Annotated in this window: 9 protein-coding genes; 8 read left to right on the top strand and 1 reads right to left on the bottom strand. The window is 36.8% G+C overall.

All coding sequences use genetic code 11. The features are described 5' to 3' along the window. The first annotated feature begins 47 nt into the window (after positions 1 to 47). Together H5163_RS13015 and H5163_RS13010 are read left to right on the top strand one after the other, a co-directional pair. A complete protein-coding gene (locus H5163_RS13015; RefSeq protein WP_145239835.1) occupies positions 48 to 593 on the top strand; it encodes a heme NO-binding domain-containing protein in 546 nt (181 codons plus the stop codon). After that, positions 586 to 1491: a sensor histidine kinase gene (locus tag H5163_RS13010; protein WP_182735310.1), complete on the top strand. Its 906-nt coding sequence runs from the start codon at positions 586 to 588 to the stop codon at positions 1489 to 1491. Before H5163_RS13015 ends, H5163_RS13010 begins: the two co-directional genes overlap by 8 nt. 79 nt (positions 1492 to 1570) lie before the next feature. Here H5163_RS13010 and H5163_RS13005 read toward each other — a convergent pair whose 3' ends face one another. Then, positions 1571 to 2962, bottom strand: coding sequence for an ATP-binding protein (locus H5163_RS13005; protein ID WP_182735309.1), 1392 nt, complete (start codon positions 2960 to 2962; stop codon positions 1571 to 1573). A 579-nt stretch (positions 2963 to 3541) separates the two neighbouring features. On the opposite strand from H5163_RS13005, the gene H5163_RS13000 reads away from it, so the two are divergent. The 6 genes from H5163_RS13000 to arfA all read left to right on the top strand — a co-directional run bounded on the left by H5163_RS13000 (position 3542) and on the right by arfA (position 12087). Beyond that, on the top strand, positions 3542 to 4099 hold the full coding sequence (locus H5163_RS13000; protein WP_182735308.1) for a response regulator: 558 nt from the start codon (positions 3542 to 3544) through the stop codon (positions 4097 to 4099). Between the two features lie 24 nt (positions 4100 to 4123). Then, complete coding sequence (locus tag H5163_RS12995; RefSeq protein ID WP_182732538.1) at positions 4124 to 6127, top strand: EAL domain-containing protein; 2004 nt, start codon at positions 4124 to 4126, stop codon at positions 6125 to 6127. After that, positions 6124 to 7287 carry an HDOD domain-containing protein gene (locus tag H5163_RS12990; RefSeq protein ID WP_182735307.1) on the top strand — a complete coding sequence of 388 codons (1164 nt, stop codon included), beginning with the start codon at positions 6124 to 6126 and terminating at the stop codon, positions 7285 to 7287. Before H5163_RS12995 ends, H5163_RS12990 begins: the two co-directional genes overlap by 4 nt. Positions 7288 to 8303: 1016 nt before the next feature. Continuing rightward, positions 8304 to 8954, top strand: a complete 651-nt coding sequence (locus H5163_RS12985) for a UPF0149 family protein (protein ID WP_182732540.1) — start codon at positions 8304 to 8306, stop codon at positions 8952 to 8954. Positions 8955 to 9240: 286 nt separating this feature from the next. Beyond that, positions 9241 to 11778, top strand: a complete 2538-nt coding sequence (locus H5163_RS12980; protein ID WP_182735306.1) for a TonB-dependent siderophore receptor — start codon at positions 9241 to 9243, stop codon at positions 11776 to 11778. A gap of 108 nt (positions 11779 to 11886) precedes the next feature. After that, positions 11887 to 12087 (top strand): alternative ribosome rescue factor ArfA, encoded by a 201-nt coding sequence (arfA, locus tag H5163_RS12975; protein WP_182735305.1) that lies wholly within the window; start codon positions 11887 to 11889, stop codon positions 12085 to 12087. The last annotated feature ends 362 nt before the right edge of the window (positions 12088 to 12449 follow it).

The raw sequence follows: 12449 nt of genomic DNA, 5'->3' as shown, positions 1-12449 counted from the left end.
ATACTGAGCTGGCTAAAGCTAATGTTTTTAAATGATGGAGGCGGGTAATGAAAGGCATAATTTTTAATGTGTTAGAAGACATGGTTGTAGAGCAACTAGGTATGGAGGTATGGAATGAGCTATTACAATCACATACACCTGAGGGGCGCGTTTACGTGTCGGCAAAAAATTATGACGCTGGTGAGTTATTTGCAATGGCTAATGGTGTTGCGCTGAGACTCAATATGCCATTGCAAGATGTAGTGAAGGCATTTGGTCAATTTTTATTTAAAGGACTCGCTGATAGACACCTTGATGTAGTCGAGCGCTTTACTGATTTTACGTCATTGGTTATGGGGATCCATGATGTTATTCATCTTGAAGTAAATAAGTTATATCAAGACCCATCACTGCCGACTATATCATGTCGTATTAGCCGCCCTGGTCATATCGAAATGAATTACAATTCGCCGCGTAAACTTTGCTTATGTGCAGAAGGGTTATTATTCGGTGCTGCTGAATACTTCGATCAAGCTATTAATATTACGCACGCTGTGTGTATGCACAAAGGCGCTCAGCAGTGTATTTTGCATATTGAGGTTGCTGATGAGTGAATCTAGCGATGCTTATTATGTTGCTTATCTACGCGAAAAAAAAGCAAGAAGGGAGGTCGAGCAGTTGCTTGAAGATAGCTCGCGGCAGCTATACGAAAAGAATAAGTTACTTGAGCAGCAATTAACGCAAATAAAATCACAACAGCAGTCAATGTTACAACAAGAAAAGTTGGCCACATTAGGATCGTTAGCGGCAGGCGTCGCTCATGAAGTTAATAATCCACTGGCATTTGTAATGAGTAATGTTGATACACTTTATTTGTATAGTAGAAATATGATTGATGCATTAAATCGCTCCAGTATTTCGTTATCCGAAGATAAGGAGCAACTACTTGTCATTCAAGATGATTTACCTGAATTAGTTTCAGATATTAATGAGGGGTTAATTAGAATTAGAGATATAACAAAAAACCTGTTATTTTTTGCCCGTAATGATAGCCAGCATCAGGTTGAGGTTAAATTGCAAGATGCTATAGAATTAAACTTAAAATTGCTAAAGCCATTACTTAAAGATATTAATGTAGAACTTGATTTTACGTATAACTCGTCCGTTTTATTTACACCGAACGAATTAAATCAGTTATTAGTCAATATTCTTCTTAATGCTATTCAATCGTTTATTCCCGATAGTGAACGAACAGCTCAGATCAATGTGTCAGTGAGTGAGTTAAACAATAAGACTGTTTTAAAAGTAACTGATACTGGCTGCGGAATGAGTGATGATATAAAAAACAAAGTTTATGACCCATTTTATACAACTAAGCCTGTCGGTACTGGAACCGGAATGGGTATGTCAATGGTTTTACAAGTTGTACAAAAGCATAATTGTAAAATATATATTGAGTCAGCTATTGATGTGGGGTCTACTATATTAATTGAATTCCCACCATTAGATTAACTATCTATTATCTGGCAAAGGTTGAGTCATTATTTATGTCGATTATTATACAGTTGAAAAATCCGCTAAAGAATAAAGTTTAGTCATCATTTTTTTCCTTTAATGCTATTATGGTTAATTCTTCATCATTTAAATCTGAGTTTTTAGGAAGTGTAATACTAAAAACAGTGCCTTCTCCTGGTTTGCTTTGTACCGAAATTTTTCCATTATGCTGTTCTATAATAGCTCTTGAAATAGCCAGACCTAATCCAGTCCCTTTACCTATTGGTTTAGTTGTGAAAAAAGGATCAAAAATACTATTTAGCTTATCAGCTGGGATCCCACAACCATTATCACTAATTGTTATATAAGCATTGTAAGAGTCTTGTGTTGTGGTTACAGCTATCATTCCTACAGAATTACTTAGCGACTGCGCAGCATTGATAAAAATATTTAGAAATACTTGGTAAAGCTGGGTTGTACGACCTATGAGCTTTATTTCATCTGCGCAATAGTATCTTTCAATTGTTGCATTGTATTTTATTTGATTCCAAGCAACTCGTAGAGTGTTTTCTAACAAACTAGTGAGGTTGATATCATCTATTTTTGTTTGATTTGGATGAGCAAACAGTTTTAGGCTCTGAACTATTTCTTTGACTCTATTCGCACCTTCTTTCATTTCACTTAAAATATCACTGGTATCTTGTGTTAATTCATCAAATTGATAGTGTTTTAGCCGTTCGTTGATAGCGCGTGTACTTTGAAATTGCGGTTTTACTAAATCTTTAATCAAATTAGTGTGCTGCTGTATATTATGGGCTAAGTTCTGAATGTTACTGATAACGTAGCTTAATGGGTTGTTTATTTCATGAGCAACGCCTGCGGCCATTTGTCCTAATGAAGCCATTTTTTCTGAGTTGATTAACGTTTGCTCTATGTTTTGCTGCCTTTGCTGTAGACTTTTTTGTTCAAATTGTGAAATTGTATTACCAGTGAAGCTAATAAATTGCTGAAGTAAACTCACGTCTTTTTGATTAAAAGCACCTTGTTTCTCAGAAAAAACAAATAATTGATATTGTTTTTTATTTGTTGTTACTGGCGCAGTTAATAGTGAGTGTTGTTGTTGCCAAAAAAGGTCATCTATTTGCCACTTAGTGAGTTTACGTAACTCAAATATATTTTTTATGTTGGGCTGTATCGACAAAATAGCGATTAATTCAGGTAATACTTTCTCTGCATTTTCCTTTGATGCTTTTAGCATAGAGTAGGATTCAGTATTAGGATTATATTTGACTAATATTGCTGCTGAAAAAGATATTGTTCGTTGTAATATAGAGAAAAAATCTTTAAATAACTCATCAGTATTTGAGCTTGCTAATATTGCTTCTAGGCCATTTAATATTAGCGTATTAAAAGCCCCTGCTTGCTCTAGAGCTTTATTTTTCATTTCCAGTTGATGAATCCTTTCTAATAGCTGTTCATTATTTTTCATAGTATTTACCAAATATAATTAAGTTACTTTCTATTTTTATAAATATCGAAGTAGCTTACGTCGCGAAAATGAAACTCTGTTGTTAAAGGAATGTGTGCAAGTTGTAATTCTTGCATTATGTACTTATTTAATCGTCTATAAGCAACAAAAAAAATAAGAACAGCTCCTATTATTATGGCAGCGCTAGATACCACTAAACGAATAATCGCAGATACTTTTTGTGTTAATTGATGTTCGCACTCTTTATTTTTTTATTCTGGATGCACTTAGTTTCAATCGAAAACATTTTCAACCTTTTTTAATATTCATAAATACTGTTGGTGTCCTTATTGAGCTTAATATCTCGTCATGTTTCTGTCCAATACGTTGCCGATGAAATATTCAGCCAGCGGCATTTAGTTAGATGTTTAAGTTACCTTAATATTCAAGTTGCAAAGTGCGCCTGTTGTTGTCTTTGGGTGTACCAATTTTAATGTCAGGCTCTACTTGTATAGCATTAATAGCCCTTCTGTCTCATTTGTCGCAATAGTAATAAAGCTGTGCTACGATTTAAATAGATTGATACTAAGTTGTTGTGTGATGTTAAAAACGTTAAAGCCAAGTGAGATAGCCCGCTACTGCGATGTACACCAAAGAACCGTTAGTCGCTGGATTGCATCCGGTGAATTAGTTGGTCATAAATTACCTGGGCGGGGCAATTATCGTGTTCAAGTTTCTGATTTTATAAACTTCCTTAAGAAGCAGAACATGCCAATATCGGATAGCTTATCTTTGCAGAAACAAGTACTAATTATTGATGACGAGGTCAATGTTCGTTCAAGTATCAAGCGAACCTTAAAAAAACAAAATTTTAGTATTATTGAAGCTGCCAGTGGCTTTGAAGCAGGGCTTTTATTGCAACAAAAGAACCCTGATCTGATAACGGTTGATTTACGTACGCCTGGTATAAGTGGGTTAGAAGTTATTCGTATGATTCGTGCGCAGGAAAGATTTTCAGATGTTAAAATTCTTGTTATATCAGGGGTACACGAAGAAGAGTTAAAGAATACGATTGTAGTTGGTGCGCATGGTTATCTTTGCAAGCCGTTTACTAGCGATGAATTAATAAATATTGTTAATAAATTAGTTAATAAGTAGCCGTTGATGCAGAGGTAGCAAATAATGATAAACACTATTCTTCTGGTTGATGATGAATTGAATGTTTTACGATCGCTTAAGCGACTGTTTGTTCGATCGGGTTTTGATGTTGCAACAGCATCAAGTGCAGCAGATGCTCTTGAATATTTGAGTACTAATCGTGTAGCAGTCATAGTTACCGACTTCAGAATGCCGGTTATGGATGGCGCTGAGTTTTTACTTGAAGTGAAACAAAAATGGCCTACTACCGTTAACTTGGTACTTAGTGGCTATGCAGACTTTAAATCAGTCGTTGAATTACTCAATCAAGGTGTAGCCTTCCGTTTTTTGGAAAAGCCGTGGAGTGATGATGATTTATTAACAAATATTCATCAAGCACTGGTTGAATTTTCAAAATATCATTTTCAAAAAACACGAGACCAGATACTTTTGGGTAGTGTTTCTCCCTTGATTGAAGTTACTGATAAAGGAGTAATCGGTCGCTATAATGGTTATGCAAAAAAAGTTATCCATAATATCGAACAACTTCAAGGCAGAAATGTCTCTGAGTTATCTGCGACGTTAAAAACAGATGTTATCGATGCTTTTTTTGCAGAGGAAAGTCCAACACTGTTTCTTAATTATTTCGATGTGTCTGCAACGGGTGAAGAAAAGGAAATAATAATAGAGCGATACCTATCGGATCAATTTGCTCATCTTCTCAAGCTTTCTTTTGGGGGAGCTTGTCCGAAAAATGAACTCAGGTTTAAAAAGTCAAGCCTGATGGCTGAACATGAATTTTGTGAGTTAGTCACTTCTTTTGAGCTAAATTCTCGACCTTGTACTGTCGTTTATTTAGGGGTCTTACAATTCTCATTATTGAATAATTTACTTAATCACCATGAAATTTACAGTCTGATACACGATATAGTTAATGCGATCGAAGGTGCGCTCACTGATGAAATAAAACTATGCCACTTTAATATGGACAGGTTTGTTTTATTGATCCCAAGAATTATGAATGACACGCAGCTATTAATTTATATGGAAAAAATAATAAAAAAATTCAATGAGTTACTTTGTTTAACTCGTGCTACAACAGATTTGAATTTATACGGTGTTTATGGTTTTGTGCCAGAAGATGGTATTTCCGGGAAAGAACTTATCAATCAAATGCGTCTCAATATGGGGCATCAGATAGTTAAACAACACCGCACTATAACTAGGTTTGACCCAGATTTAGTAGCTGATTATAAAAAAGAGTTTGAGCTGAGCAGAATGCTGCTTACTGCTATTTCTGAAGAACAATTAACACTACGTTTTCAGCCTAAAATTGATTTATCGTCTCAAAAAGTTGCTGGTGCTGAAGTCTTAGTCCGATGGTATGAGCCAAAAAAATATGGCTGGGTGTCACCTGCTCAGTTTATTCCAATAGCAGAATGTGATGGCCAGATCATTGAATTGGGGCGATGGGTGATTGAAAAAAGTTGCGAAGCACTTAGCCGTTGGATGAAAGAGGGGATTGAGTCTTGCCCTCTGGCAATTAATGTATCTGGTAGGCAGCTAAAAGAAGACAAAGGTTTTGTTGATTTTGTTCTTGAATGTGTAAAAAAACATCACTTACTCTCATCACAACTTCATTTTGAATTAACTGAAACATACCTAGTTGAGGATATTGCTGGGTGTCAACAGCAACTCTCAGAATTAAGATCTCATGGTTTTGAGATTTTAATTGATGATTTTGGTGTTGGCTATTCGTCACTTGCTTACTTATCTAAACTGGCGGTTGATGCACTTAAGTTAGACAAAGTACTAATTACAGATCTCGATTCATCAATTGGTATGCAGAGCCTAGTGCGTAATATTATTCGTATGGCCCATGAGCTAAAACTTAAAGTGATCGCTGAAGGTGTAGAAACGCCCTTTCAGTGTTCTAAATTAAAGACATTAGGTTGTGATTATGTGCAAGGTTTTTACTTTTCAGTACCACTTGAAGAAGATGATTTCTGCGCATTTATACAATCAACTAACAAGATAATTACTATATGACATCAGTGACCGTGGTATTGTTAGATGATGATGCGCTGTTACTGAAAGCTTTACAGCGGACAATTATTCGCACATTTCCTAACACAATAGTACTTGTTGCCAATGAATTAGATGAGTTTTGGCAATTATTACAAGACAACCCCGATGTGGATTTAGTAATCAGTGATTACTTGATGCCTCATATGAATGGTTTGGATGTGCTTGAATTATGTGTTGCTAGGTATCCGTATCCGGTAAGAGCATTACTAACTGGGGATATGACAAACACAACAATAATGCGTCAACCTAATTTAGTGCATGCGTATTTAAGTAAGCCTTTTAGCGGTGCAGACATTACTAATTTATTAAATAATGTTGCCGAGCTAAAGAGTTTACCATTTGAAAAACATGTTCGTCGTCAGTTAGGGGCGATGATGAGTTTTCCTGTTTGTCCTATATTTCTCCAAAAGTTACAAATAGTATTGAGTAGCGATGATTATAACTTACATCAAATAACCACCATAGTCTCTCAAGAGCCTGTTATTACAGCTAAATTACTTCAAATTGCTAATTCAGCCTATCTTGGTTTTCAGCGACAAACATCTTCTATAGATGAAGCCGTATCTAGGATTGGCTCCACTATGTTATTAGCGATTGTTACTTCTTTAGCAATGTCGCAAGCAGTAGGTAATGTATTACCTACTCGTGTGCACGAAAGACAGCTTGAAATAGCGTCTAATTACGCAGGCTGTGTAAAAACATTTGCTGAGCATGCTGGGTTTAATCGAAAAAACCAAGAATTACTTTTTTCTGTCGCAATACTTAGCTTTGTCGGTAAGGTTATTTTGCTTTGCGGGGATCAAAGTCTAGCGCAAAGCTATGATGAAGGTATCAACACGGATGATTTAGCTCATTATCAAAGTGTCTCTGCTTATGTAATGAAATTGTGGGGTTATGATAGTCGAATATGTACTTTATTGATGAGCTGTAATGACTTAAATGGCATAAAAGAAGCCAAGCTTAACGAAATAAATCAGCTACTTTACATAGTCAGGAAAATTTTATTTAGTGCATGCTCAGTAGATAAGTTACAAGTTTTATTAACTGATAAAAATGTTGATATTAATTTGACGCAAGCATTAGCTAGTTTTGATTGGAAAACATACCTGATTTCTTACTAGGGAGTGTTGACCTTTCATGATTCAAATTTGTTCTATCTAGGGGCGCTTCAATCGCGGCATTAGCATGGTAACTTAGTAGACTAAATAAAAACTAAGTAAAGCTAGCGCATTCTGTTATCGGCTTTTCTCTAAATCCATGTAAGTAATGAAAAACCAATTTGTTCTAGGCAGAAATTTTGAGCTGCGCGTTTTTTAATTTTTTATCAATTATTTAGTGATACAACCACATTGCACAGGCACTGTATCAGCAAAAAATATACTGCTGTAAACTTAACCTCGAAAGATTTATACCAATCGTGTTAAGTTACTGGCCATTTATAGCGACAGATAAATACAGTGATAACAAGGCGTAACTTTTGACATGTAGTTGTTCTACTTGAAAAAATTATAACGCAGTTAGCGCTTTATTTAGCTCGCTAGAATGGTTAAATATTTAAGTCGATTGGTATTACACGCTACAGATATTTTAACCTTTCGATTTTATTACTTAGCATCATTTATTGTGGTTATTAATAAGGCTTAATAAGTGATGGGATTTTTATAGTGATCTCAGGTTATTTGAAAAGGAAGTGCTCGATAATTTTTTGTAAAAAGCCAGTTAATAATTTAGCTGTGGGGTATAAGGTAAATAAAATGCTTGTATTTTGCTGCAACTCGACGCTTGTTGTGTTTGAAATTGTTTCGCCATAATTTATGTTAAGAAAAGGGTTGCTATGATCGCGACGAACTATGACTAGATTACATCTCTCCTATATTAGCAAACCAGTCTGCAATTAACAGCTACGGGCATACTATTAGTCTACACTATGGTTAATGATTATCAGGGGAAAATTGAAATTGAGACTATCGTAAGTTTAGGTACATGTGTGCGATGTATTTTTCCAGTGTTGAGTGAGCGACCTTAACTCAGGGCAAAAACCATTTAACCAGAGTTAGGTTAAGTAATAATTTGCTTTTAAATTAGCCAATTGTTGGTTAGTGTAGGTATGAATTTTATAATAACTTGAGGGTGAATAATGCTTAATGAAAAAAGTGAATTGGTTCTTAGGGATTATCTAAGTCAGCACCCTGAACTAAAAGTGGTGAGTACTGACAGCGTGATTGGTTTTATCAGTGGGTTATTGGCGTGCTCGGAATTTTATGGCGAGTCAGAAATTGCCAATTATATTGCTGATAAAAATGACCCTATTTATACCCGATTAATGACAAGCTCAGCGGAGCATGACGCAATGATCACGCTGCTGGATAATGTGACCGAGGCTCAGGTCGCGCAGCAGCATATACTGGCAAGTATTTACCCTCATGGTAAAGATGCTAAAGAGCCGAGTGAGCAACTACAACAATGGTGTGTCGGCTATTTAGCTGCTTATATGGTGAATCAAGAAGTATGGCAGCATGACTTTAACTTTTTACTCAGTGCCGATAAACAGGTCGTTGAGAATCAGGCAGATGGACAGTTATTTATTGATAACTTTGAAGCGACGCTTAATTTACTAGCCACTTTTGCGATGTGGCCAGATTCGCTCAAAGAGCATCCAGAACCAGCGGTACTTAGTGAAGGCTTTGCACTACTGTATACTGGATTAGATGAAAGTCTTACTGGCATTGCATCCATGGCATTGATGCTAGAAGATGAAAAACTGGCTTTGTGGGAAGAAGAAGGCTAGAAAACATAGTTTTAACAACCAGCATGATTTGAATAATCATGCTTTTTTTTGTTTAAAATTCAATCAAAAACATGAAAAAGAAGAAAATTTAGCTAATTTTTGCATATATCGACCATTGTCGCAGTTAAATATGTTTCTTTTTATATGTGTATGTTGCTAGGATGTTCGTCAAGGCGTCATTATGTAAATGACGCTGCATTACACTAATTATAACTTTTATGAATTTACTTGTTTATTACTGCAATCGAGTAAACAGGTGAAGAGTCAACAGGGTCGAACAACACACATGACAATACTTCGTTTAAATACATTGGCTATCGCCGTAGGACTTGCATTTACCAGCTCAGCTGTCATGGCTGAAGACGCACAAGTTCAAGCAGAAAAAAACATAGAACAAATTTCCGTTTTAGGTTCACGGGTATCTAACCGCACAGCAACTGAATCTTCGTCACCCATTGATTTAATTGACGCTGATGATTTAAACAAAGGTGGCTTTACCGAGCTTGGTCAAAGCTTACAAGCTACAGCGCCATCGTTTAATTTTTCGCGTACACAAGTTTCTGACGGTTCCGATTTATTTCGCCCAGCAACATTACGCGGCTTACAGCCAGACCAAACCCTGGTTTTAGTAAATGGTAAGCGCCGTCATAATCAATCTATTTTTGGCCTTAATGGTACAGTTGGTGCAGGTGCTGCGGGTACCGATATGAATGCTATTCCACTTACGGCACTTAAAGGCGTTGAAGTATTACGCGATGGTGCTGCAGCGCAGTATGGCTCTGATGCTATTGCTGGGGTCATTAACTTATCACTGAATGATTCAACTGGTATAACAACTGGTTATGTACAATATAGTGAAACAGCTGAAGGTGATGGCGATACCATTTCGGCGGGTTTAAATCGCGGTTTTGATTTGGGCACAGAAGGCGGTTTTATTAATTTATCTCTTGAGTATCGTGATGCCGATGGTACTAACCGCGCAGAGCGCGATACAGGTGGATCGCTTGATGTAGAGCCAGGTACATTATCTGACAACGTTCGTTGGGGCCAAGGTAATTCGGAAAGTGAATTTACCTCGTTATTTTATAATATGGCATTGCCAATGGGCGACGGTGAGCTTTACTCGTTTGGTGGTTACTCAGAGCGCACTGCACTGGGTAACGGCTTTTACCGTAACTTTAACGAAGCATCTAAAAATGTTACTCAAGTATACAGTGATGGTTTTTTACCGCGCATTTATAACGAAGCACAGGATATTTCTATTGCGCTAGGTTTTAAAGGTGATATTAATCCAGATTGGAATTACGATGTATCGGCAGTTTATGGTGAAAACCAATATGACTTTACATCACGCAATACATTAAACGCTTCTTACGCGGCGGAGTATTTATTTAATAACCCAACGGCAAGTGATGCTGATATAGCAGCAAATGCAGGCCCAAGTGGTGGTTACTCAGGTGGTTTTAGGTTCGATCAAACAACAATTAACCTTGACGTAAATGGTATTGTGGACATTGGTCGCGGCGAACCACTCTATGTAACAATTGGTGCAGAGTACCGTAAAGAAAATTACCAGATAGTACCTGGTGATGAAGCATCGTACGCATGTGGTTTAGCAAACATGGATACATCGTATCCATCAGTGAACGACCCTGAGCAATTTGCACAATGTGGCTTTCAAGCTTATAACGGTTTGCGTCCAGAAGCTGCAAATCAGAGCGACCGTAACAGCTACGCATTTTACGTAGATGTTGAAACTATGCTTACTGATGCATGGAACGTCAGTGGTGCACTTCGCTATGAAGATTTCTCTGATGCTGGAGATGACTTAATTGGTAAGTTAGCAACGCGTTATGAATTTAACGATGACTTTGCAGTACGTGGTGCGGTATCTACTGGCTTTAGGGCCCCTTCGCTGCAGCAAAGTGGCTATACAGCATTTACTACTAACTTAGGATCCGACGGCACGTTAACGCAATCATTTACTGCAAATACGGGCACTGCTTTCCCAAGTGCACTAGGTGTAGATAGCTTAAAGCTTGAGACATCGACAAACTACAGTGCTGGTTTTGTTTACGATGTCACAAGCGAACTTTCGTTAACGGTTGATTTTTACCGCGTAGAAATTGAAGACCGTATTACACTTGGCAGTTTATTAACGGCTGACGATGTATCGTTTAGCTCTGAGGCTGTTGCTGCTTTACAAGCAACCGGCGCTGTACAAGCTAACTACTTCTCGAACTCAGTTGATTCAACCACTCAAGGCGTTGATATAATTGCATCATATCGTACCGATGTAGAAGGCGGTAACTTTGGTGTTACTTTTGCGGGTAACTTAAACGATACTAAAATTGATGGTGTAAACGCAGCGGACGGCATTCCAGAATCGGTTGCATTTGATGATTTACAACGCAGCTTTTTTACCGACGGACAGCCTAGTGAACGAGCAACACTTACCTTTGACTACGAACGTGATGCATACACTTCAACAATTCGTTTTAATTACTTTGGCGAAACTGATGTAAAATATTTTGGTAACGACCATATATCATTACCGGGTGAGCTTTCGCCAACAGGTTCATTCAAACCAACTAGTACGGTTGAATCAGCAGTGTTAGTTGATTTAAATGTTAGCTACCAAATTAATGATATGTTTGTGCTTTCGGTTGGTGCCGATAACGTATTTGACGAAACGCCAGATGAACTAGGTGATGACGAAGTACTAAACTTTATCACCAATGGCGCATTTAAATACCCTGTACGTGCATTGCCTTATGGCTTTGATGGCAGAAGTTATTACGCAAAAGTAAGTTTTAGTTTCTAAATTTATAGTTGTTATTAAGCCCGCAAATAAGCGGGCTTTTTGATTTAAAATGCTTGTGTTTTTTTATATCAAGCATACAATCGCAAAACTTTTAAAGAGGAAAAATAAATGAGTAAACGTCGTTCTAAAGTGACTAAATCTTCAACATCAGTAGATACAGGTCGGGGTGTTATTCGCGATAATGCATTAGCCGCATTAGTGACATCGAAAATTTTTAAACCACAAATTGTAGCTGCTAAAAAAGGTAAAGGTGCTTACAAGCGCAACAAAAAGCATGCAGGACAAGAGTCCTATTTAATCGCCGCTTAATGACGTTGTGATCAAATAGGGCTTTTGTTCTAAATGCTATTTTTTATAAAAAATAGCAAGCTCAGAAATTTTTATAAGACCTCGCTTAGATAATTTTTTTCTAATCGAGGTTTTTTGGTTATATAGTCTACCACCTTATTGTTTATACCTATTCACACTCACGTTTACGTTTTCGTAAAACTTGCTAGAGCCCGCGAAGATACTCACAAATAAAATGTAACCATAAATTAACCTTGCGTTCATATTTTGTGTGCGAAATTACCCATTCTTTAAACTGCATGGTTTTTATTTGATGTTAAATGCTGATAAAAAATATAATTTATAGTCCTTTTTGGTTAATAAAGTGGCTGTTTTCTATACAT

Origin of the sequence: Pseudoalteromonas sp. SG44-8 (assembly GCF_014164125.1) — a bacterium.
GTDB lineage: Bacteria > Pseudomonadota > Gammaproteobacteria > Enterobacterales > Alteromonadaceae > Pseudoalteromonas > Pseudoalteromonas rhizosphaerae.
Note: the sequence above shows the minus strand (reverse complement) of the source record. Positions and strands in the feature narration are given on the sequence as shown.